Origin of the sequence: Methylobacterium symbioticum (assembly GCF_902141845.1) — a bacterium.
Taxonomy (GTDB): Bacteria; Pseudomonadota; Alphaproteobacteria; order Rhizobiales; family Beijerinckiaceae; genus Methylobacterium; species Methylobacterium symbioticum.
Genome location: NZ_CABFPH010000017.1, coordinates 47,921 through 68,784 on the forward strand (window position 1 = coordinate 47,921; position 20,864 = coordinate 68,784).

Consider the following 20,864-nt stretch of genomic DNA (forward strand, 5'->3'; position numbering starts at 1 on the left):
GCCCCGAGAGAACCTGCCCCATGGCCGATTTCCGCAGCCTCGAGATCTTCTACTGGGTCGCCACCTTCTCGAGCTTCCGCCGGGCGAGCGAGCAGGTGAACACCACCCAGCCCGCCGTGTCCCAGCGCATCGCCGCGCTGGAGCACGAATACGGCACCCTGTTCGAGCGCCGCACCCGCGATGTGGTTCTGACCGGGCGCGGCCGGGCGCTGCTCGGCTTCGCCGAGCGCTTCCTGGCGTTGCGGGCGGAGATGGAGGCGGCGCTCTCGGAGCCCGGGCGGATGACCGGGACGCTGCGCCTCGGCGTCTCCGAGACCATCGTGCAGATGTGGCTGATGCGCTTCGTCGAGCGCATGCGGGCGGTCTATCCGGCCGTGAGCGTCGACATCACCGTCGACATCTCGCCGAACATGCAGGCGGCGCTCCTCGGCAACGACCTCGACCTCGCCTTCCTGGTCGGGCCGATCACCCTGCCGAACCTCGTCAACCGGCCCCTGTTCAGCACCACGGTGGCCTGGATCGCCGCGCCGCAGCTGATCACCGCGGAGGCGCCCCTGAGCCTCGGCGCGTTGCTGCGCCACCCGCTCATCACCTATCCGAAGAACACCAGCCCCTATGTGGAGCTGCGCGACCTCGTGCTGCGCGCGAACCTCCTGCCGAGCCAGATCCACACCAGCGCCTCGCTCGCCACCATCGTGAAGATGGGCGTCGAGGGGCTCGGCATCTGCCTGATCCCGCCCGATGTGGTACGCCGTGAACTCGCCTCCGGGGACCTCGTCATCCTGCCGGCCGAGCAGAGCCTGTCGGATATCGTGTTCACCGCCACCTACGCCAATCGGCCCGACCACCACCTCGTGACCGAGGCGGCGCGCCTCGCGCAGGAGGTGGCGCAGGCCTGGACGGACGGGGCCGGCGCGGCGGACCGATAACGCCCGATTATCGCGAGTCATTCGCAACCACGATTGGCGCGCAAAGCGGCAGGATGGGACAGTGATGCTTCGCGCGGCAGACGGCCGCGCCGGGCGACGACCGCTCCCGACGCGGCGCCGACCCATGCGGACGCATCACCCGGAGGCCCTCCTTGGCGGCACCCGATCCCGAGACGGACCTGCGCCCGCGCTTCCTCGACGCGGGCGAGGCGGCCCTGGTGGTGGAGTTCGGCGCGCGCGTCGATCCGGCGATCAACGACCGGGTACTCGCCCTCGACGCCGCCCTGACTGCCGAGCCGCCCCGGGGCCTCGCCGAGACGGTGCCGACCTACCGCTCGCTGATGGTCCACTACGATCCGCTGGTCCTCTCCCGCGCCGCCCTCGTCGCGGCGGTCGAGGGCCGGCTCACGGAGCCGGGCGCCGCGCGGGGCGCGGGCCGCCGCTGGACCATGCCCTGCTGCTACGATCCGGCCTTCGCCGAGGACATCGCCGAGGTCGCGGAGCTGGCCGGGCGCGACGTCGCGGCCGTGGCGGCGCTCCATGCGGAAGCCGAGTACCGGGTCTACATGTACGGCTTCGCGCCGGGCTTCGCCTATCTCGGCGGTCTGCCCGAGGCGCTCGCCCTGCCGCGCCGTCCGAGCCCGCGGCCCCCGCACCCGCCCGGCGCGGTGATGATCGGCGGAGGGCTCGCGGCCATCGGCACCTTCCCGATGCCGACCGGCTGGTACGTCCTCGCCCGCACCCCCGAGCGCCTCTTCGTCGAGGGGCGCGACCCCGCCTTCCTGATCGAGAGCGGCGACACGCTGCGCTTCGAGCCGGTGGACGCGGACACCTTCAGCGGCCTGGAGCGGCGCGCCGCCGGGGGCGAGATCGTCGCGCGGAGGGCCTCGTGAGCGTCCGGCCCATCCTGCGCATCCTCGAAGCCCATGGGGGCGCCACCCTGCAGGATGCCGGCCGGCACGGCGCCATGCGCTACGGCATCACGCCGGCCGGGCCGATGGACCCGCTCGCCCACGCCACCGCCAACCGGGCGCTTGGCAACCCCCTCGGTGCCACCGCGATCGAGGTGGGGCTCGGCGGCCTCGCCCTCACCGTGGAGGAGGCGCCCCTCGACATCGCGCTCGCCGGGGGCGCCTTCCGCATCGATTGCGACGGCCGGCCCCTGCCGCCCGCCGCCGCGCTGACCCTGCGTCCCGGCATGGCGCTGCGGATCCGTGCCGGCCGGGCGGGCGCTTGGTGCTATCTCGCGGTCGCCGGCCGCCTCGACGTGGCGCCCGTGCTCGGCTCGACCGCGACCCATACCCGCTCCGGCCTCGGCGGTCTCGACGGCCGGGCGCTCAGGCCCGGGGACGGGCTCGCGGCGGACGAGGCCCGCGCGCGTCTCGGCGAGCCCGCCGCCCTCGTCGCCCCCTGGCTCGACCGGTCGCCCGAGGCGATCCGCGTCGTGCTCGGGCCGCAGGACGATTACTTCGCGGAGCCCGAGATCGCGGCCTTCCTCGCCCGCGACTGGACGGTGAGCCCGAAGGGCGACCGCATGGCCTGCTTCCTCGACGGCACGCCGCTGACGCACGCCAAGGGCCACGACATCGTCTCGGACGGGATCGCCATGGGGGCGATCCAGGTGCCGGGCCAGGGCCTGCCGATCATCCTGATGGCCGACCGCCAGCCGACCGGCGGCTACCCGAAGATCGCCACCGTGATCGGGGCCGATCTCGGCCGCCTCGCCCAGGCGCAGGGGGGAACGCGGCTGCGCTTCCGCGCCGTGTCCGTCGCCGAGGCGGTGGCGGCGCGCCGCGCCGAGGCCGCCGCGCTGGAGCCGGCGATCGCGCTGGAGCCGGTGATCCGCACCACGTTCAGCTCCGAGTTCCTGCTCGGCCGCAACCTCATCGACGGCGTCGTCGGATGAGCCCCCGCACGGAATGACCGCGATGACCCAGCCTATCGGTGAGGGGGCGCTCGCCCCGAACCGCACCGTCTCCCCCTTCGCCGACGCGGCCGCGGCCCGCCGCGCCATCCGGAGCGGCGCCTGGCGCGGCCATACCTCGGGCCTCGCGCCCGCTCATGTCCAGGGCAACCTGATGATCCTGCCGCAGGCGCTGGCGGCGGAGTTCCAGCGGTTCTGCCAGCAGAACCCGAAGCCCTGCCCGGTGCTCGCGGTCTCGCAGCCGGGGGCGCGCGACCTGCCGGCGCTCGGCGCCGACCTCGACATCGCCACCGACGTGCCGGCCTATCGCGTCTTCGAGAACGGCGAGATGGTCGCCGAGGTCACAGACCTCACCGGCCTGTGGCGGGACGACCTCGTCACCTTCGTGCTCGGCTGCTCCTTCTCCTTCGAGGCGGCCCTGATCGAGGCCGGGATCCCGCTGCGGCACGTGGCCGAGGGCCGCAACGTCGCGATGTACCGCACCGCCATCGAGACCAAGCCCGCCGGCCCCTTCCACGGGCCGCTCGTGGTCTCGATGCGGCCGATGACGGCTGCCGATGCGATCAAGGCCGTTCAAGTGACGGCGCGCGTGCCGGCGGTGCACGGCGCGCCGGTCCATCTCGGCGACCCAGGCCTCATCGGCATCGCCGACCTCGCCAAGCCGGATTTCGGCGACCCGGTCGCGATCGCGCCCGACGAGATCCCGGTCTTCTGGGCCTGCGGGGTGACGCCCCAGGCGGTGGCGATGGCGGCGCGGCCCCCGCTCTGCATCACCCACGCCCCCGGCCACATGCTGATCACCGACCTCATGAACCGCGACCTGCCGTTCCTGTGACCCCCTGAAAGCCCGACGACCCGCCCGAGGAGGACCCCTGCCATGTGGTTGAAGGACACCAATCCCGAGGAGCGCCGGGTGCTCGGCGCGGCGTTCGCCGGTTACGGCGTCGATGCCTTCGACTACATGGTCTACACCTTCATCATCCCGACCCTCGTCGTGGTCTGGGGCCTGACCAAGGTCGAGGCGGGCAACATCGCCACCGCCGCCCTCGTCACCTCGGCGGTCGGCGGCTGGGCCGCGGGCATCCTCGCCGACCGCTACGGCCGCGTCCTCGTCCTGCAGGGCACGGTGGCGTGGTTCACGCTGTTCACGGTGCTGAGCGGCTTCACCCAATCCTACGAGCAGCTTCTCTTCACCCGCGCCATGCAGGGCTTCGGCTTCGGCGGCGAGTGGTCGGTGGGCTCGGTGCTGATCGCCGAGGCGATCCAGGCGCGCTACCGCGGCAAGGCGGTCGGCCTCGTCCAGTCGAGCTGGGCGGTGGGCTGGGCCTGCGCGGCGATCGCCTTCTGGGCGGTCTTCGCGCTGGCCGAGCCGGCCCTCGCCTGGCGGGTGCTGTTCTGGCTCGGCGCGCTGCCGGCGATCCTGATCGTCTGGATCCGCCGCAGCATCGCGGATCCGGAGGTCTATCGCGAGACCCGCGCCGCGATGCGCCGGGTCGGCGACGCGGGCAACTTCCTCGACATCTTCTCCCGCGACCTGGTCGGCCGCACCGCGCTGGCGAGCCTGCTCGCCACCGGCATGCAGGGCGGCTACTACGCGGTGACCACCTGGCTGCCGACCTACCTGAAGACCGAGCGCAACCTCTCGGTGCTCAACACCAGCGGCTACCTGCTGATCCTGATCCTCGGCTCGTTCCTCGGCTATCTCACCAGCGCCTGGCTCTCGGACCGCATCGGCCGGCGCAAGGGCTTCATCCTGTTCGGCTTCTGCGCCGGGATCCTGGTGCTCGCCTACACGCTGATCCCGGTCACCGACGCCATGATGCTGGTGCTCGGCTTCCCCCTCGGCTTCTTCCTGTCCGGCGTGTTCTCCGGCATGGGCGCCTTCCTGGCCGAACTGTTCCCGAGCCGGGTGCGGGGCTCGGCGCAGGGGTTCTGCTACAATTTCGGCCGGGCGGTCGGTGCGATCTGCCCGGCGCTGGTCGGGCATCTCAGCGGCTCGCTGACGCTCGGTTTCGCCATTGGCGTCGTGGCGGGGGCGGCTTACTGCCTCGTGATCGTCGCGGCCTTCCTCCTGCCGGAGACCGTGGGCCGCGACCTCGACACGCAGGGTGAGCCGGCCCGCCGGGACCAGGCGGCGGCGGCCTGAGAGGAGAGACGAAGGATGGGTGAGGTCGATCTCAACGCGGATCTCGGCGAGGGCTACGGCGCCTATGCCTGCGGCGATGACGGGGCCATGCTCGGCCTCGTCACCTCGGCCAACGTCGCCTGCGGGCTGCATGCGGGCGATCCCGAGATCATGGCGGCGACCTTCCGGCTCGCCCGCGCGCGGGGCGTGGCGGTGGGGGCCCCTCCCGGCTTCCCCGATCTCTGGGGCTTCGGCCGGCGCCGGATGCCGTTCACGCCGGCCGAGATCGAGCGGCTCGTCGCCTATCAGGTCGGGGCCGCCCAGGCGCTGGCCAGCTATGCCGGCCACCGCGTCACCTATGTGAAGGCGCATGGGGCCCTCGCCAATCTCGCCGCGGCCGAGCGGGAGGTCGCCGACGCCATCGCCCGCGCGGTGAAGGCCGTCGACCCGGGCCTCGCGCTGCTCGCCATCGCGCTCACCGCGCAGGTGGAGGCCGGCGAGGCGCAGGGGCTCGCGGTGCATCAGGAGATCTTCGCCGATCGCGGCTATACCGAGGACGGCCAGCTCATCGCCCGCGGCAAGCCGGGCGCCCTGATCACGGACGCGCAAGAGGCCGCCGACCGGGTGCTCGCCATGGTGGAGGCGGGGGCGATCATCACGGCGCAAGGCGCGCGCCTGCCGACGCCGATCCGCTCGATCTGCGTCCACGGCGATTCCGATCACGCCGTCGCCACGGCCCGCACCGTGCGCGCGCGGCTCGAAGGGGCGGGCGTGCGGCTCGCGGCCTTCGCGGCCTGATCAGGCGACGGCCGCTTCGTCCAGCCATTCCGTGAAGGTGAGGCGGGACCAGCCGGAGGTCGGGGCCAGCGGCGTCGGCGGGCGATGCGGGTTCAAGGGGCGGAGCGGCCGCTTCGGCGGCAGGGGGCGCTTCGGGCGCCCCGGCTTCACCGGGCTGCCGCGCGAGGTGATCGCGCGGGCCCAGCTCCAGACGACCGGCCGGCCCTGCCGGTCCATGCAGGTGAGGCGATCGACGGGGCCGAGCCACACGCAGGAGCGCATCGACCAGGCATGGCCGTCCGCGACGAAGGCGACGGTCTCCAGATCGAGGTCGAAGATGAACGTGTCGTCGCCGATCCAGCCGACGAGCTCGCAGGCGGGCGAGAACAGGGGCTCCACCGCGGCAGATCTCCCGCGCTGAGGGTCCGAGGTCTCGATATGCGCAAGGTGGCCCCGCCTGTGAAGGGCTGCGGCCCGAAATGTCGCGGCGCCCGCGCGCGGTGGTTCGACGGGGGTCTCAGACCTCCGCGTCGAGGTCGCGCCCGCGCGTCTCGGGCAGCATCAGGGCGGCCAGCGTGCCGACGAGGCTGAAGGCGGCGAGGTAGTAGGCCGGCGCCATCCGATCGCCGGTCGCGGCGATCAGCCAGTTGATCACGTAGTTGGTGCTGCCGCCGAACAGGGAGACGGCGAGGGCGTAGACGATGGAGAGCCCGGCGCTGCGGACCGAGCGCGGCAGGGACTCCGGGATGCCGACGATGATCGCCGCCGCGTTGATCGAGGACAGGGCGGAGAGCAGGAAGGTCACCGCATAGACCGCGGCCGGGCCCGGTGAGCGCAGCAGCCAGGCGAAGGCCGGCACCGCCAGGACGAGGATGAGGGCGCGCGGCCAGATCATCACCGGCCGGCGGCCGAAGCGGTCGGCGAGGAGGCCGCCGAGCAGCGGGAAGGCCACGGAGGCGAGGCCCAGCGCGATCGGCACCGCGGTCGCGGCGGTCTCGCTGAGGCCGAGCGTGGCGCCGGCATAGACCGGCATGTTGGTGCCGACCGCGTTCGAGACCGTCGAGGCGGCGATGACCAGGAAGGTCAGCCCGAGGAGGCGCCCGTGATCGCGCAGCAGCCGGGCGATCACGGCCGCCGTCGAGGCCGCCGCGCCCGGATCCGCGCCGGTCCCGGCGGTCTCGGGCAGGTGGCTGCGGATGACGAGGCCGACCGGCACGACGGCGAGGCCGACGAGGAACATCACGCGCCAGCCCCAGGCGGTCATGGCGGCGTCGCCGACCGCGAGGGCCAAGGCCGTGGCCAGGAGGCCGGCGAGGAGCGCCGCGCAACCCTGGCTCGCGATCTGCCAGCTCGCCACGAAGCCACGCCGGCCCGGCGGCGCCGCCTCGAGCAGGTAGGCGGTCGAGGGGCCGACCTCGCCGCCGAGCGCCAGGCCCTGGATCAGCCGGCCGGCGACGACGATGGCCTGCGCCCAGCCGCCGATCTGCGCGTAGCCCGGGCAGGCCGCGAGCATCAGCATGCCCAGCGCCATCAGCCCGATGGTGAGGAGCATTGCCGGCTTGCGCCCGGCCCGGTCGGCGAAGGCGCCGATGAGGGCGCCCCCGATCGGGCGCATCACGTAGCCGATGCCGAACAGGGCGAGGGAGGCGAGCAGGCTGTGGCTCGCATCGGCATCGGGGAAGAAGGCCTCGCCGATCGGCTTGGCGAAGAAGGCGTAGACGGTGAAGTCGTAGAATTCGAGCGCGTTGCCGAGCACCACGGCGCCGACCGCCTTGCGGTCGAGGGCCGCGTGCGTCGCCTGGACGGGGGATCTCGCATCCATGCCTGTCGGTCCCGCGATCCGCTCAGCGGCCGGCTTCGTGCCGGGGGCGGACCGGCGCCGGCCGGCAGCGGGCGGCGAGGTGGTCGGGTCGTGAAGGCATTCGGCCGTGGCTCCCGTCGGGCAGTGCGCGTGCCGAGGCGAGATAGGGCGCGCGGGCGGCGGCCGAACCACCCGCGGCGTTCACGCCTCGGCGAGCCTTATCCGATCATCAGGAGGTTGAGTCCGGCCTTGCGGAAGCCCTCCTCGGCGATCTTCAGGTCGAGGCCGTAGGAGGCGATGTCGTCCGCGACCGGGTCGAGGGCCGGGTCGCGGTGCTGGTGCAGGTGCTTGATGAAGCTGTGGCAGGTCGTGCAGGTCTCGACCTGGATGTCGCCCGAGACCTCGTCGAGCCCGTAATAGCTGATGCCCTCGCCCGAGCCGCAGGCGGTGCAGCGGATGCGCACGTGGTTCCACTGGGTGCCGCAGAGGGAGCAGGCGAGGTAGCGCGCCTTGTCGGCGGGCGTCCAGCCGACGATCAGGCTCGCCACCGGCGCGCCGCCGCAGGCCGGGCAGACCCCGTCCGCCACCGGCTTCAGGGCCTTGGCGTCGAGCCCGGCCGCCTGCCCGGCGAGGCAGATCTGCAGCGCTGCCGCCACGTAGACGCATTCCGCCACCCGCTCGACGGGGATCGCGCCCTCGAAGAGCTGCACGGCGAGGTCGAGTCTGTCCTCGCGGGAGCTTTTGCGCAGGGTGTCGACGGCGTCGCGCGCCGGGGCCGGGGCGGTGCCGAGTTCGAGCCTCGCGAGCAAAGCGGCCATCACCTCGGGGAAGTCGGCGTCGAGCCCCTGGCGCGAGAGCGGCGGCATGCCGTGCTCCAGGCGCAGCGCGGTGTCGGCATCGGCGGGGGGCCGGGCGGCCGGGCGCTCCGCCTGGACGGCCGCCTGTGCCTCCGCGACCTGGGCCAGGAAGGCGAGATAGCCGCCGAGCGGGTGGTCGGGCGCCAGCGTCCGCAGGCGCTTGGCCCGGGCGGCGAAGAGCGTGTCGGGCGCGGGCAGGCGCACGAAGGGCACCGAGCCGGAGATGCCGATGCGCTCGGGCTCGGGCTTCAGCTCGCGGGGCCGTCTCGGGGCGTCGGACGCGGGCTCGGGCGCCGCGCCCTTCGGCGCGGCGTTGCGCTTGAAGAAACGGGCCAACGCTCAGGATCCGCGCTTGTCCACGGAGCCGCGCTCCACCTTGCCGCCGGCGAGCTGCCGGAACCACTTGCGGTGGTGCCGGTAGGCCCAGCCGCCCGTCACCGTGCCGCGCACCATGGCCCGGCCGGTGCCGCGCACCCAGATGCCCGCATAGATGTGAACCACGATGATCGCGATGGCGATCACGGCGGCCAGCGAGTGGAACAGCAGCGCCCAGCGCTGCGTCTCGATCGAGGTCCAGCCGGCGAAATACTCGTGCCAGATGGCCAGCCCGGTGACGAACATGATCCCGATCAAGGCCGTCTGGCCCCAGAACACGCCCTTCTGACCAGCATTGTACTTGCCGAGCTCCGGCAGGCGGTCCTCGCGGTTGGTCACCACGTCACCGATATGCTTCGTCCACTCGACATCGTCCTTGTTGGGGATGTTGAGTTTCCAGAAGCGGATGAAGAGCAGCGCGAAGCTGACCACCAGCGCGACGCCGAGCCAGGGATGGATCGCCCGTGTCGCCTGGCCCCCGCCGAACAGGCCGGTGAGGAAGTTCAGGAAGGGCGTGAACATGGCCAGGCCCGACAGGGTCAGCAGCGTGAACAGGATCGCGGTGATCCAGTGGTTCACGCGCTGCAGGCCCGTGTAGCGCGGCACGTAGAGGATCTCGTGCGGCTCGCTCCGGGTCTCGCGGAGCGGACGGCTCTCGCCGTCCCGGATGTCGGTATGGATCGTCATAGCACCCGTTTCGGCAGGACGATGTCTCATGGAATGGAGCGCACGGCCCGGGCGCTTCAAGCCCGGGCCGTGCGCGAGGCCATGCGCGCAGCGCGTGGGATCAGTGAGGCCGCGCCTCGCCGCCCGTGCGCTCGCGGGTCTCCTTGTCGAGCTCGACCGCCTCGTCCTCCTCCTCCGGCACCACCTCGTTCGGGCCGGCGGTGACGTAGTGGAAGAAGCCCGCGACCGCCGCGAAGCCCATCGCGGCGAGACCGAACACCTTCGCCCCGCCCTTCCAGAAGGCGACGAGCGGCGAGATCTTCGGGTCGTTCGGCAGGCCGGCATAGAGGCTCGGCTTGTCGTTGTGGTGGAGCACGTACATCACGTGCGTGCCGCCCACGCCCGCCGGGTCGTAGAGGCCGGCATGCTTGAAGCCGCGCGACTGCAGGTCCTCGACCCGCTCGTGCGCCTGCTCGATCATGGCCTGCTTGGTGCCGAACATGATCGAGCCCGTCGGGCACGCCTTGGCGCAGGCCGGGGCCTGACCCACCGCGACGCGGTCCGAGCACAGGGTGCACTTGTAGGCCTTGTGGTCCTTCTCGGAGAGCCGCGGAATGTTGAAGGGGCAGCCCTTCACGCAATAGCCGCAGCCGATGCAGTTCTCCTCGACGAAGTCCACGATGCCGTTCGAGTACTGCACGATGGCGCCGGGGGACGGGCAGGCCTTGAGGCAGCCCGGCTCGGTGCAATGCATGCAGCCGTCCTTGCGGATCAGCCACTCGAGATTGTTGGTCTCGGGGTTCTCGTATTCCGTGAACCGCATCAGGGTCCACGTCTTCGGCGTCAGGTCGTGCGGGTTGTCGTAGACGCCGGTGTTCACACCGACGTCGTCGCGCAGGTCGTTCCACTCCTCGCATGCCGCCTGGCAGGCCTTGCAGCCGATGCACTTCGACACGTCGATGAGCTTGGCGACCTCCATCTGGGCGCGGATGGCCGGCGGCTGGTCCGTGGAGGCGGAGCGCTGCCGGATGTCGAGGGAGCTGTAGTCAGCCATCTGTCATGCTCCCTCAGGCCACGGCGTCAGCCGGAGGCGTCGTCGCCTCGATGTTGACGAGCCAGGCCTTGAACTCGGGCGTCTCGGTGTTGGCGTCGCCGACGACCGGGGTGAGCGAGTTCGGGTGCCATCCTTTCTTGGTGTGGCCGATGAAGCCCCAGTGCTGGGGAATACCCACCACGTGGACCGTCTTGCCGTCGCAGATCAGCGGCTTGACGCGCTTGGTCACCACGGCCTTCGCCTTGAGCGAGCCGCGCTTCGACCAGACGCGGACCCAGCCGCCCTTGACGATGCCCTTCTCCTTGGCAAGCTCCTCGGAGATCTCGACGAAGGCCTCCGGTTGGAGGATCGCGTTGATCTTCGCGTGCTTGGTCCAGCCGTGGAAGTGCTCGGTGAGCCGGTAGCTCGTCGCCGCGTAGGGGAACTCCTCCGAGGTGCCGAGCTCGGCGAGGTCACCCTTGAAGATACGGGCGGCCGGAGCTCCCTTGATCTTCGGGAAGGCGACGTTCTGCACCGGGGACTCGAACGGCTCGTAATGCGTCGGGAAGGGCCCGTCGCGCATGAGGCCGCGGGTCCACAGGCGGGCGACGCCCTCCTGGTTCAGGATGAACGGACCGACATTCTTGTCGGGGGCGATGGTCGCGCCGTAATCCGGCACGTCGAAGCCGACCCACTGCTTGCCGTTCCACTCGATGAGCTTCTTCTTCTCCGACCACGGCTTCCCCTCGGGGTCGCACGAGGCGCGGTTGTAGAGAACCCGCCGGTTGGCCGGCCAGGCGAAGGCCCAGTTCGGCGCGATGCCGCGATTGCCGGGATCGGTGTTGTCCCGGCGGGCCATGGTGTTGCCCTTCTCCGTGTAGCAGCCGGAATAGATCCAGCAGCCGCAGGCGGTCGAGCCGTCATCCTTGAGCTGGGCGAAGCCGTCGACCTGGCGGCCGGCGGGGATCGTCTGGCCGTTGAGGTCCTGCGTCGGCGCCACCGTGTAGCCGTTGAGCTCGCGCGCGAGCTCGACCGGCGTCGGCGATTCCGCGATGGCGTAGTCCCATTTCAGGTTGACGATCGGGTCGGGGAAGGCACCCCCCTCCTTCTCGTACAGGGCCTTCACGCGCAGGTAGATCTCGGACATGATCTCGATGTCCGAGCGGCACTCGCCCGGCGGCTCCTGCGCCTGCCAATGCCATTGCAGCCAGCGGCTCGAATTCGAGAGCGAGCCCTCCTCCTCGGCGAAGAGGGTGGTCGGCAGCTCGAACACCTCGGTCTGGATCTTGGACGGGTCGACCGGATTGTACTCGCCGTGATTCTCCCAGAACCGAGCGGTCTCGGTCTTGAGCGGATCCATCACCACGACGAACTTCATCTTGGAGAAGGCTTCCGTCATCTTGGCGCGGTTGGGGAACGACAGCAGGGGGTTGAAGCCCTGGATGACGTAGCCCGTCATCTTGCCCTGCTTGGCGAGCTCGAACCCACGGATGATGTCGTAGGTCGGCACGTCGAGCTTGGGCAGATAGTCGTAGGCCCAGTCGTTCTCCTTCTGCGCCTTGTCGCCCCACATCGCCTTCTGGAACGAGACGAAGAACTTGCTGTAGTTCTGCCAGTAGCTCGTCTGTCCCGGACGCAGCGGCTTGAACTGCCGCTTGGCGATGTAGCTCGCGTAGTCGGGCTCCTTCTCGATCGGGATGTTGAGATAGCCGGGGATGAGGTTGCTCATCAGCCCGATATCGGTCAGCCCCTGGATGTTGGAGTGCCCGCGCAGGGCGTTCATGCCGCCGCCGAGCATGCCGATATTGCCGAGCAGCGTCTGCACGATGCACATCGCGCGGATGTTCTGCGAGCCCTTGGAGTGGTGCGTCCAGCCGAGGGCGTAGAGCGAGGTCATCGTCCGCTCCGGCGCAGCCGTCGTGGCGATCATCTCGCAGACCTTGAGGAAGGTCTCCTTCGGCGAGCCGCAGATCCGCTCGACCATCTCGGGCGTGTAGAGCGCGACGTGCTTCTTCAGGAGCTGCATGACGCAGCGCGGGTGCTGCATCGTCTCGTCGACGACGGCGTAGCCGTCGGGTCCGATCTCGTAGTCCCAGCTCGTCTTGTCGTAGTCGCGCTTGTCCGTGTCGTAGCCGGCGAAGAGGCCGTCCTCGAACGTGTAGCCCTCGCGCACGACGTAGCCGGCATTGCTGTAGGCCGAGACGTAGCGGTGCTGGAGCTTGTCGTTGTCGAGCAGGTACTTCGCCACGCCCGACAGGAACGCGATGTCCGTCCCCTGCCGGATCGGGCAGTAGAGATCGGCCACCGAGGCCGTGCGCGTGAAGCGCGGGTCGATGACGATGAGCTTGGCGTTGTTATGCGCCTTGGCCTCGACGACCCATTTGAAGCCGCAGGGATGCGCTTCGGCGGCGTTGCCGCCCATCACGGTAATGACGTCCGCGTGCTTGATGTCCATCCAGAGGTTGGTCATCGCACCGCGTCCGAAGGAGGGCGCCAAACTGGCGACCGACGGACCGTGTCAAACCCTGGCCTGATTGTCGAAGACCAGGGCCCCCATGCTTCGGACCACCTTGTAGGTCGCCCAGGCCGTCTCGTTCGTGGTGGCCGAGGCCCCGAGGAAGCCGGTGCTGATCCAGCGGTTCACCGTGAGGTCGCCGTTCTTGGCGACGAAGTTCTTGTCGCGGTCGTCCTTCAGGAGGCGCGCGACGCGGTCGAGGGCGAAGTCCCAGGAGACGCGCTTGAACTCCGCCGAGCCGGGCGCCCGGTAGAGCGGGTACTTCGTGCGGGTCTCGGACTGCACGAAGTCGAGCAGCGCCGAGCCCTTCGGGCAGAGCGTGCCGCGGTTGACCGGATGATCCGGATCGCCCTCGACATGCATCACCGCCGAGCGGGCGTTCTTCGACCTGTCGCCGAGGCTGTACAGGATGACGCCGCAGGCCACCGAGCAGTAGGGGCAGGTGTTGCGGGTCTCGCGCATCTGCGCGAGCTTGAACGGGCGTACCGCTGCGGCCATGGCAGGTTCGAGACCGCCGAAGCCGAGGGCGCCCAGCGTGCCGCCCGCGAGGCCGCTTCCGACCCCCTTGAGCAGGCCACGCCTGGAGACCTGGACCGTCATGGTGTGTGTTTTCCCCAAAGAAGGCGAGCTAGTCTAATTCCAACTTGTCCCACAAGCCTCTGGCGAAGCAAGTGCGGTTGCGTGACACAGCACCCCCGGATGTTGCGGGAATGCATCACGTTCGGCGGGCCGGTTCAGTCCGTTCCGCAGAGAAAAATAAGACCGGTCGCCCGGCGTGGTCGGATCTATTTCGCCGGAGCGGCCGGATTCTGGCCCGACGGTCCCGGGGTCCGGTGCTCGAGCGGCGCCTGCGGCTCGGTCCCGGGGGTGGAGCCGGTCGCGGCGCCCGGCACGGGACGCTCGGCATTCTCCGAGGTCGAGCGGCCGCCGGGATCGGGCGCGTCCTTCGCGGCGGATTGCTCGCGGGGCACCGGCGCCTGGCTCCAGCCGTCATTGGCGCTGCGGCTCTTGTCGCCCATCACGTCCTGACCCTTGATGGCGTCCTCGGCCCGGACGGCGGTCGCCGCGGTGCCGAGCAGGATCAGGCAGGCGGCGCTGGCGGCTAAGCCGTTGCGGGAAAGGGCCATTGTCAGGGTTCCGGCAGGGTGTCGGGCGGTGGCCGGGTAACGCGAGGGTGGGGTGCCGGTTCCGGGCGGCAGGCTCAGCGGCCGAGCAGGTCGGCTTCCGCCACCGCCAGCGCCGCGACCTGCTCGCGCGCTACGGCACGGGTGCTGCGCCGCCGGATCAGGGCCCCGAGGCCGACGACGAGGAGCGCCCCGAACGCCCCGAGCCCGACCGGCAGGCTTCCGCGCAGCGCGACGGGCAGCGCCTCGGCGAGGCCCTGCTGCACGAACCGGTCGGTGCCGATCATCTCGCCGGCGACCCAGCCGAGCAGGCCGCCGCCGAACCAGATCAGGATGGGGAAGCGCTCGATCAGGCGGGTGATCAGGCTGGCGCCCAGAACGAGGAGCGGGACCGACAGGGCGAGGCCGATGACGAAGAGCTCGTCGTGCCCCCGCGCCGCGCCCGCCACCGCGACGACGTTGTCGAAGCTCATCACCGCATCGGCCACGACGATGGTCCGGATCGCCCGCGCGAGGCTCGCCTCCTCCGTGACCGCGCTGCCCGCCTCCTCCTCGCCGCGTACCAGCTTCACCGCGATATGAAGGAGCACGAGGCCGCCGGCGACCTTGAGCAGCGGAACCGCGAGCAGCCACGAGACGATGACGGCGAAGGCGATGCGCAGCAGCGCCGCCGCCAGCGCACCGAGGATCACGCCGACGCGCCGGACCCGCGGCGGCAACCCGCGGCAGGCCAGCGCGATGACCACCGCGTTGTCGCCCGACAGGACGATATCGATCCAGACGATCTGGAGCAGGGACAGCAGGAAGGCGGAGGTCAGGTAGTGATCCACGCGCGGACCCTTTCGGACCGGAGCTGCCCGCAGGCCTCCGCGGGAACCCGGATCTCTCTCGGTGCCGGGCCTATGGCGCGGCTCCTGGGCGGAATTGAGAGGGCGCGGTCAGGCGCGGCGCTTCTCGTCGTGATCGGTCTGGCGATCGGCCCGATCTCGGCGGCGCGGGCCGAGCCGGCCTCGACCCTGCAGGAGATGTGGGCGAGGCTCGGCACCTGCACCGGCCGGATCCGGATGCCGAAGGAGGCGTCCGGCTCCGAGGTCACCGTGCTGTTCACCGTGCGGCGCGACGGGAGCCTGCAGGGCCGGCCGCGCATCCCCCATTCCCGCCTCGTCGGCGACGAGCCGAGCCGGCGCGATTTCGTCGCCGCGGCGCTCGGCGCGCTGGGCGCCTGCTTCCCCTTGCCGCTCACGGAGGGGCTCGGCGGCGCGGTCGCCGGCCGGCCGTTCCGCTACCGGATCACCAGCGGGACGCGCGGCGCCTGAGGCGGCTGCGGAGCGCGTGCGCCGACAGCGGCGGCCCGCTGTCTCCTCGGCCCGCCGGCGGGCCGATTGCGCCGGGCCGGCGCGCACGGCGACATTGCCCTCTCGTGAATCGACGGGAGGCAGAGCGATGATGACCGAAGGCGAGGACGCGGCGATCACGGAGGTCGCGACGGTGGCGACCCTGCGCGCCATCATCAACCACTTCGTCGAGCGCGACTGGCGGACCTTCACCGAGATCCACGCGGCCCTGCCGACGACCGTCGGCGAGCTGGTCTCGGAGGACTATCAGAGCTTCCGCGAGAAGGTCCTCGCGCGGGCGGAGCACCTCTACTTCACGCGCCGCTGACAGACCGCATCCGGCGGCGTCGGGACCGGACGCGGAAACGCCCCGGGAGCAGGGCTCCCGGGGCGTTTCGCGGCTCAGCGGGCCAGGTTGATCGGGCTGGGGACGCTTAAGCCAGCCGTCGGGCTCAGTACGAGCCGAACTTGTAGTTGATGCCGGCGCGGACGACGGCGAACTCGGTGTCGTTGCGGCGGCTGGTGGCGCCGGAGATGACGGTGACGCCGGTGCTGCTGAGGGCGACCGGGATGCCGGTGGCGCCGACGGCGAACAGGCCGTTGTTGCGGTTGCCCTGGTCGAGGTTCACGTACAGGCCTTCCACCTTCAGCGTCACGGCCGAGGAGCGGAAGAAGTTCAGGAACGAGTCGGTGGGCAGGGCGTACTCGACGCCGCCGCCGACGGTCCAGCCGGTCTGGAACTCGTCGCGGGTGAAGTTGGGCAGGCCGAAGTCGCGGCCGCCGCCCGAGCCGTAGGCGAAGCCGCCGGTGGCGTAGACGAGGGTGCGGTCGAAGGCGTAGCCGAGGCGGCCGCGCACGGTGCCGAAGTAGTCGAGGCCGGTCACGCCGTTCGGGTTGAAGGCGGCGGCGCCGGCGGCCAGCGGGCTGGTGGCCAGGAAGCGGTTCCGGTCACGGCCGAAATCGACGTACTGGGCGTCGGCCTCGACGCCGACCACCACGCCCGAGCCCGGGGTGAACTGATAGTTGTAGCCGATCTGGCCACCGCCGACGAAGCCCTCGGCCGAGCGCTGGCCGGCGAAGGCGATGACCTGCGGGCCGGGATTGGCGAAGACGCCGTAGGCGGCCGGGACGGCGGCGACGGTGGCGCCGCGGTCATTGCCGGTGCCGAAGCCGTAGCCGGCGTTGAAACCGGCGTAGAAGCCCGTCCAGGTGAAGACCGGCACCGGGGTGAAGACCGGCGGCGGGGCAGCGCGGCGCGGAAGGTCGGCAGCGGCGGCGGCGGCGGTCATGCCGGCGAGAACGGTCGATGCGAGGAGAAGCTTCTTCATGGTCCGTGTCCTTTCTTCCCCGTCCATCCGGGGAACGTGAGGACATGGAAAACCAGATCGGCCGCTCCCCCGGTAGTGCTGCGACGCAACACCGATTTCGGGGGTGTCCGGACGATCATTCTCCATGTGCGGGAGCGCACATCGATGATCGGCCTCCGGTGAATGCCGGTGAAAGCCCTTCGCGCGTTAGAGGATCATCAACACAATGCTCCGCAGCCTGAGAACGACGGGCCGCTCGGCGCGCGAAATAGATCCGGACACGCCTGGAAATCTTGCCGGTTCCTGCGGCCGCGCCCCGGATCCTCCGGCCCATCATCCGATGGCCGCGCTCAGACGCGGGAACCGGCCCAAGGCTCGTCACCCAGCCGGCACGATCGACCAGGCCGGCGCGACAGGGCCTGCCTCTGGACATCGCTCTCGGGGAAGCCAGTTTCCCGACCTGCGAAATCCGACGAAGGCCGATCGAGATGGGCCGCAAACCTCTCGCCCCTGCGGGTCTCGCTGCGCTTGCGGGGCTCATCGTCGGCCTGGGCCTGTCCCACCCGCTCGCCGCGCCCGGTGCGACGCCGACCGATGACGAACTCCACTTCTGCCTGGGCGTGCTTCCCTCCTACGCCTCCCGGACGCAGGCGGAACTCGACGGTCTGTGGCGCGAGGCACAGCCGCTGACCGCGCGCCCGCGCTCCGGCCTGGCGCCGCCCCCGGCCGGCGATCCGCGTGTCGACGACGCGTATGCGGGCGTCATCCAGAGGATCAGACGCTACCTCGACGCGCGAAAGGCCGGAGCGGCCGCGCGCGGGGGCAGAGCCTCGCCCGCCGGTCTCGCCGAGAGCGGCCGGCGGCAGGTGGCGCGCTGCTTCGCGGCGGGCGACCGCTTCTTCAACTCGACATGCTGGTCGGCCTGCCTGGACAGGGCGGCCGAGGGCGCGCTCGATGCGCTCTACGGCACCCTGAACGCGTGCACGGAATCCTGCCCGGGCAAGCGCGAGCAGGCGGCAGCCTGCAGCCGGGTGGATCGCTGCCTCAGGATCGGTGATCGCCTGCCGATCTAGAGCGCTCTCCACCGACGTGGATACCGGTTCGGCGCCACCGCTTGAAGGCAGATCGCGGTCCGGAGACTGTCGTCGTCGGCGCGGACTGGCGACCCCGGTAGGGCTCGAACCTACGACCTGCCGCTTAGAAGGCGGCTGCTCTATCCAGCTGAGCTACGGAGTCTGAGGTGCCAGCGCCGGCCGAAACACCACGGTCGGCTCTCAGGGTCAAGGGCCGACCTGTGCGCGGAAAATGGCTCGCCGGACGGGCCGGGGCCGGCCTCAATAGCTGCTCCGGATCAGGCAGCTCGGGCACAGGGCGCCCTCGGCGGCCGCCCGGGAGGCGAAGGGCCGGCTCTTGCCGCCGCGCGGCGTGGCCGCCGCCAGCGTGGTCGCCAGCTTGACGTCCTGGGGCGCGGATTTCTGCGCGGCCGAGGATTGGGCCGTGAGCGCGTGAAGCAGCTCGAGCTCCCAGTCCTTCGGCTTGTAGATCCTGGCCCGGCGCGACGTCTCGCCCTGGAGCAGGGCCAGGCCGGATGCGGCCTCGCGCAGGCGTGTTCCGGGCGGGGCCCAATCCTCCACCGTCCGGCCGGTGATGGCGAGGACGTAGCTGCGCGTCTCGAGCGGGAGGTTGCCCTTGCCCGCGAGCCAGTTCGCGACCCGTCCCGGGCCGCCGTTATAGGCCGCGGCCGCCAAGCCGATATTGCCGAAGCGGCGCGTCAGCTCGCTCAGGAAGGCCGCGGATTTCGGGAGGGCCTCGGCCGGATCGAAGGGGTTCTTCAGGCCCCGGATCGCGGCCGTGGTCGGCATGAACTGGGCGATGCCCTGTGCGCCGGCCCGGCTGACCGCCCGCTCGTTGAAGCCGCTCTCCTGCTTGATGAGCCGCAGGAAGTAGTCGATCGGCACGGCATGCGCCGCCGCCGCCTCGCGCGCCATGCGCTTCACCTCCGTGACGTCCCGCACCGGACCGGTGGCGGGCATCGCCTGGGCGGGCAGCGAGGCGGCCCGCACCAGGATGGGCAGGGTGGCGTCCGCCTTGAGCTGCAGGGTTCGCGTCTCGCCCTCCGCCGGCAGGCCGTCCGGGATCGAGCCGGCCCGCGCCGTCGACAGAGCGCCGCACAGGGTGGCGCCGGCCAGGAGGATGAGCAGAGGTCGCAAGTGTCGAGTCCTTGCCCGCATGGTCGAGAGGGGATGGATGAAGTCTTGCCGCAGGGTGACGAGAATCGATCTTCTGAAGATCACCTCACGTTTCGGTTGTCTGTCTTGTTGTGTGGAAGCATCTGCCCTATCTCCCGCTTCGAAGCCCAGGAGGTCCGATCATGGTCAGGATTGTCGCGACGACGCTCGCCATCCTCTTCGCAACCGCCGGGCTCGCCGCCGACGGCCGGCATCATCCCGCCCGCCGCCCGGCCCACGGCGCCGGGACGCTGGACCCGGCCTCCGAGGCCCGCATCACCCAGGCGCCCGACCGTTCGACCGCCCCCGCGCGCCCCATCTCGGAATCCGAGGCCAAGAACGCGCCCGTCCGCGGCTCGTCGGCGCCGGTCACCTGCAACGACCAGAACGCCTCCTCGCCGACCTGCTACACGGCGACCCAGCAGGCCCGGCCCATCACCCGCTGACGCCGCGGGCCAGACCCGCCGAGCCGCCGCGACCATCGGGCGGCTCCCAAGCCTTCGTTTCGACGCGCTCTGTTTCGCGGAACCGGCGACCCCGTCCGCGGACAATGCGCGCGGGTTCTCAGCTCTTGGCCACCACGACCGTGCCGGCCGGGGCCGCCGCCTCCGGCGCGTCCGCCGGCCCGATGGTGAAATCGACGGCCCGCCGCTGCTCGTCGAGGGCGCGCAGGAACGCCTCGCCGGCCTCGGCATCCTTGAAGCGCCACAGGCGGTTGCGGGCGCCCTCGAAGATCAGCGAGTAGACCGCGAGCTGGATGCCTTCGCGCACGGCCAGCGTCGTCGGCGAGTTCTTGGTGAAGCCGGCCTCGGCCTGGAGAAGCTGGTCGACGGCAGCGAAGCGGAACACGGTTCCGTTGACGAGGACCGAGTAGATCGTCTTGGTCGTGGTGACCGAGGCCATCACGCGCCCGGTCTGCACGCTCACCGCGCGCAAGGCCACCGTGACGATGTCCTGCCGGTACTGCGTGTTGGCGCCGATGCCGAGGTAGTTCGCCCCGATGCCGCCGGTCGTCTCGTTCGAATCGTAGCCGACGATGCCGCCCTGGAGGGCGATGCCGGCGAACCGGAGCGGCGGCAGGCCCTTCGCCTTCGGGCCCTCCACCGCCGTGCGGGTGTTCTGGATGATCTGCCGCTCCTGCAGCAGCGAGGCCAGCTCGTTGCGCTCGACGACGTTGAACCAGCGTCCGCCGCCGGCCTTGACCAGGACATCCATCAGGATGGGGGCGCCGCCCTGGGTGGTGGCGCGCGAGAACTCGGCGAAGTTGTCGTTCGGCTTGTTCTGTCCCGTCAGGTCGGGAAAGCTGTAGACCGCGACGTCGAGCGGTTGGACCGGCGGCGGCAGCTTGTCGAGGATGACGCCGGTCTTGGTCAGCGGGACGAGCGTCGCCGGCTGGGTCGCCGGGTCAAGGACGCTGCCGGTCGTCGCAATGCAGGCACTCAGCGCGCACGACAATAATCCCGCGGCTGCGGTATGCTTTACGACGTTCAACATTGAACTTCGCCCCCTGAATGTGCTTATTTTATGTGCTTATTTTTATAATTGTTTGCAGCCTTATAAAATCTTACGGATTCGTCGGAATGGACGTGCCATTGATGATGATCGTCGGTGTCGCCACCGTTCCGGCATTGCCGAGATTGCTGAGCGCCTGGTTCAGGCCGGACAGGTCGGGCGAGTTCTGGCCCGACTTGGCGCCGTAGCCCTGGGCCTGCGCCGTGGAGAGCAGGAACGTGCCGTTCAGCGGGTTGCCACCGAAGGTGGGGCTGACCGGCCGGTAGACTTGCTCGGTTGCAGCTGCCGGCAGGGCGGCCGCTGCGCCGCAGGCCGCCGACAGTGCAATGGTAAGCAAAATCTTCATTTGCAAGTTCC

At 70.7% G+C, this 20,864-nt stretch carries 22 protein-coding genes and 1 tRNA gene; 10 read left to right on the forward strand and 13 right to left on the reverse strand.

Annotated features, from left to right (window positions below):
- Positions 1 to 20: 20 nt before the first annotated feature.
- The 6 genes from MET9862_RS08465 (at position 21) to MET9862_RS08490 (ending at position 5,776) form a co-directional block, all read left to right on the forward strand.
- Positions 21 to 929 (forward strand): LysR family transcriptional regulator, encoded by a 909-nt coding sequence (locus MET9862_RS08465; protein ID WP_142582601.1) that lies wholly within the window; start codon positions 21 to 23, stop codon positions 927 to 929.
- Positions 930 to 1,081: 152 nt separating this feature from the next.
- Complete coding sequence (locus MET9862_RS08470; protein WP_244612631.1) at positions 1,082 to 1,822, forward strand: 5-oxoprolinase subunit B family protein; 741 nt, start codon at positions 1,082 to 1,084, stop codon at positions 1,820 to 1,822.
- Positions 1,819 to 2,835 carry a 5-oxoprolinase subunit C family protein gene (locus MET9862_RS08475; RefSeq protein ID WP_142582602.1) on the forward strand — a complete coding sequence of 339 codons (1,017 nt, stop codon included), beginning with the start codon at positions 1,819 to 1,821 and terminating at the stop codon, positions 2,833 to 2,835. The genes MET9862_RS08470 and MET9862_RS08475 overlap by 4 nt, the downstream gene beginning before the upstream one ends.
- Positions 2,836 to 2,848: 13 nt before the next feature.
- Positions 2,849 to 3,688 carry a putative hydro-lyase gene (locus MET9862_RS08480; protein WP_185156797.1) on the forward strand — a complete coding sequence of 280 codons (840 nt, stop codon included), beginning with the start codon at positions 2,849 to 2,851 and terminating at the stop codon, positions 3,686 to 3,688.
- A 42-nt stretch (positions 3,689 to 3,730) separates the two neighbouring features.
- On the forward strand, positions 3,731 to 4,999 hold the full coding sequence (locus MET9862_RS08485; protein ID WP_142582604.1) for an MFS transporter: 1,269 nt from the start codon (positions 3,731 to 3,733) through the stop codon (positions 4,997 to 4,999).
- Between the two features lie 15 nt (positions 5,000 to 5,014).
- Entirely contained in the window at positions 5,015 to 5,776 is a 762-nt protein-coding gene (locus tag MET9862_RS08490) for a 5-oxoprolinase subunit PxpA (RefSeq protein WP_142582605.1), read from the forward strand.
- Here the strand turns inward: MET9862_RS08490 and MET9862_RS08495 are convergent, their stop codons facing one another.
- The 8 genes from MET9862_RS08495 to MET9862_RS08530 form a co-directional block, all read right to left on the reverse strand.
- A complete protein-coding gene (locus tag MET9862_RS08495) occupies positions 5,777 to 6,154 on the reverse strand; it encodes a 4-fold beta flower protein (protein ID WP_142582606.1) in 378 nt (125 codons plus the stop codon). It lies immediately after the preceding gene.
- 118 nt (positions 6,155 to 6,272) lie between these two features.
- Entirely contained in the window at positions 6,273 to 7,577 is a 1,305-nt protein-coding gene (locus tag MET9862_RS08500; RefSeq protein ID WP_142582607.1) for an MFS transporter, read from the reverse strand.
- A gap of 197 nt (positions 7,578 to 7,774) precedes the next feature.
- Positions 7,775 to 8,749 carry a formate dehydrogenase accessory protein FdhE gene (gene fdhE, locus MET9862_RS08505; RefSeq protein WP_142582608.1) on the reverse strand — a complete coding sequence of 325 codons (975 nt, stop codon included), beginning with the start codon at positions 8,747 to 8,749 and terminating at the stop codon, positions 7,775 to 7,777.
- 3 nt (positions 8,750 to 8,752) lie between these two features.
- The gene (locus tag MET9862_RS08510) at positions 8,753 to 9,475 is read right to left on the reverse strand and encodes a formate dehydrogenase subunit gamma (RefSeq protein ID WP_142582609.1); all 723 of its coding nucleotides are present in this window, start codon (positions 9,473 to 9,475) and stop codon (positions 8,753 to 8,755) included.
- A 100-nt stretch (positions 9,476 to 9,575) separates the two neighbouring features.
- On the reverse strand, positions 9,576 to 10,508 hold the full coding sequence (gene fdxH, locus MET9862_RS08515; RefSeq protein WP_142582610.1) for a formate dehydrogenase subunit beta: 933 nt from the start codon (positions 10,506 to 10,508) through the stop codon (positions 9,576 to 9,578).
- A gap of 13 nt (positions 10,509 to 10,521) precedes the next feature.
- Positions 10,522 to 13,602 (reverse strand): formate dehydrogenase-N subunit alpha, encoded by a 3,081-nt coding sequence (fdnG, locus tag MET9862_RS08520; protein WP_142582611.1) that lies wholly within the window; start codon positions 13,600 to 13,602, stop codon positions 10,522 to 10,524.
- A gap of 185 nt (positions 13,603 to 13,787) precedes the next feature.
- Complete coding sequence (locus MET9862_RS08525) at positions 13,788 to 14,129, reverse strand: hypothetical protein (protein ID WP_142582612.1); 342 nt, start codon at positions 14,127 to 14,129, stop codon at positions 13,788 to 13,790.
- A gap of 74 nt (positions 14,130 to 14,203) precedes the next feature.
- Positions 14,204 to 14,956 carry a TerC family protein gene (locus MET9862_RS08530; RefSeq protein ID WP_142582613.1) on the reverse strand — a complete coding sequence of 251 codons (753 nt, stop codon included), beginning with the start codon at positions 14,954 to 14,956 and terminating at the stop codon, positions 14,204 to 14,206.
- Between the two features lie 72 nt (positions 14,957 to 15,028).
- Here MET9862_RS08530 and MET9862_RS08535 point away from each other — a divergent pair, with 72 nt between their 5' ends.
- Together MET9862_RS08535 and MET9862_RS08540 are read left to right on the forward strand one after the other, a co-directional pair.
- Positions 15,029 to 15,442, forward strand: coding sequence for a UCP034077 family protein (locus MET9862_RS08535; RefSeq protein ID WP_142582614.1), 414 nt, complete (start codon positions 15,029 to 15,031; stop codon positions 15,440 to 15,442).
- Positions 15,443 to 15,569: 127 nt separating this feature from the next.
- Positions 15,570 to 15,788, forward strand: a complete 219-nt coding sequence (locus MET9862_RS08540; protein ID WP_142582615.1) for a hypothetical protein — start codon at positions 15,570 to 15,572, stop codon at positions 15,786 to 15,788.
- Between the two features lie 124 nt (positions 15,789 to 15,912).
- Here the strand turns inward: MET9862_RS08540 and MET9862_RS08545 are convergent, their stop codons facing one another.
- A complete protein-coding gene (locus MET9862_RS08545; RefSeq protein ID WP_142582616.1) occupies positions 15,913 to 16,788 on the reverse strand; it encodes an outer membrane protein in 876 nt (291 codons plus the stop codon).
- Positions 16,789 to 17,255: 467 nt separating this feature from the next.
- Between MET9862_RS08545 and MET9862_RS08550 the strand changes: the two genes are divergently transcribed.
- Complete coding sequence (locus MET9862_RS08550) at positions 17,256 to 17,840, forward strand: hypothetical protein (protein ID WP_142582617.1); 585 nt, start codon at positions 17,256 to 17,258, stop codon at positions 17,838 to 17,840.
- An 86-nt stretch (positions 17,841 to 17,926) separates the two neighbouring features.
- Here MET9862_RS08550 and MET9862_RS08555 read toward each other — a convergent pair.
- Positions 17,927 to 18,003, reverse strand: a tRNA-Arg gene (locus tag MET9862_RS08555).
- A 98-nt stretch (positions 18,004 to 18,101) separates the two neighbouring features.
- A complete protein-coding gene (locus tag MET9862_RS08560; RefSeq protein ID WP_438616605.1) occupies positions 18,102 to 18,977 on the reverse strand; it encodes a lytic transglycosylase domain-containing protein in 876 nt (291 codons plus the stop codon).
- Positions 18,978 to 19,138: 161 nt separating this feature from the next.
- Between MET9862_RS08560 and MET9862_RS08565 the strand changes: the two genes are divergently transcribed.
- Entirely contained in the window at positions 19,139 to 19,441 is a 303-nt protein-coding gene (locus MET9862_RS08565; protein ID WP_142582618.1) for a hypothetical protein, read from the forward strand.
- A 118-nt stretch (positions 19,442 to 19,559) separates the two neighbouring features.
- On the opposite strand, the gene MET9862_RS08570 is transcribed toward MET9862_RS08565, so the two are convergent.
- Together MET9862_RS08570 and MET9862_RS08575 are read right to left on the reverse strand one after the other, a co-directional pair.
- Positions 19,560 to 20,489 carry a CsgG/HfaB family protein gene (locus MET9862_RS08570; RefSeq protein WP_142582619.1) on the reverse strand — a complete coding sequence of 310 codons (930 nt, stop codon included), beginning with the start codon at positions 20,487 to 20,489 and terminating at the stop codon, positions 19,560 to 19,562.
- A 70-nt stretch (positions 20,490 to 20,559) separates the two neighbouring features.
- Complete coding sequence (locus tag MET9862_RS08575) at positions 20,560 to 20,853, reverse strand: curli assembly protein CsgF (protein ID WP_142582620.1); 294 nt, start codon at positions 20,851 to 20,853, stop codon at positions 20,560 to 20,562.
- Positions 20,854 to 20,864: the final 11 nt, after the last annotated feature.

Bases quoted from the DNA above. Each gene is read 5' to 3' on its own strand.
- MET9862_RS08465 (WP_142582601.1), top strand. From the start codon at position 21: ATGGCCGATTTCCGCAGCCTCGAGATCTTCTACTGGGTCGCCACCTTC.
- MET9862_RS08480 (WP_185156797.1), top strand. From the start codon at position 2,849: ATGACCGCGATGACCCAGCCTATCGGTGAGGGGGCGCTCGCCCCGAAC.
- MET9862_RS08485 (WP_142582604.1), top strand. From the start codon at position 3,731: ATGTGGTTGAAGGACACCAATCCCGAGGAGCGCCGGGTGCTCGGCGCG.
- MET9862_RS08490 (WP_142582605.1), top strand. From the start codon at position 5,015: ATGGGTGAGGTCGATCTCAACGCGGATCTCGGCGAGGGCTACGGCGCC.
- MET9862_RS08500 (WP_142582607.1), bottom strand. From the start codon at position 7,577: ATGGATGCGAGATCCCCCGTCCAGGCGACGCACGCGGCCCTCGACCGC.
- MET9862_RS08510 (WP_142582609.1), bottom strand. From the start codon at position 9,475: ATGACGATCCATACCGACATCCGGGACGGCGAGAGCCGTCCGCTCCGC.
- fdxH (WP_142582610.1), bottom strand. From the start codon at position 10,508: ATGGCTGACTACAGCTCCCTCGACATCCGGCAGCGCTCCGCCTCCACG.
- MET9862_RS08525 (WP_142582612.1), bottom strand. From the start codon at position 14,129: ATGGCCCTTTCCCGCAACGGCTTAGCCGCCAGCGCCGCCTGCCTGATC.
- MET9862_RS08535 (WP_142582614.1), top strand. From the start codon at position 15,029: ATGGCGCGGCTCCTGGGCGGAATTGAGAGGGCGCGGTCAGGCGCGGCG.
- MET9862_RS08540 (WP_142582615.1), top strand. From the start codon at position 15,570: ATGATGACCGAAGGCGAGGACGCGGCGATCACGGAGGTCGCGACGGTG.
- MET9862_RS08545 (WP_142582616.1), bottom strand. From the start codon at position 16,788: ATGAAGAAGCTTCTCCTCGCATCGACCGTTCTCGCCGGCATGACCGCC.
- MET9862_RS08550 (WP_142582617.1), top strand. From the start codon at position 17,256: ATGGGCCGCAAACCTCTCGCCCCTGCGGGTCTCGCTGCGCTTGCGGGG.
- MET9862_RS08565 (WP_142582618.1), top strand. From the start codon at position 19,139: ATGGTCAGGATTGTCGCGACGACGCTCGCCATCCTCTTCGCAACCGCC.
- MET9862_RS08570 (WP_142582619.1), bottom strand. From the start codon at position 20,489: ATGTTGAACGTCGTAAAGCATACCGCAGCCGCGGGATTATTGTCGTGC.
- MET9862_RS08575 (WP_142582620.1), bottom strand. From the start codon at position 20,853: ATGAAGATTTTGCTTACCATTGCACTGTCGGCGGCCTGCGGCGCAGCG.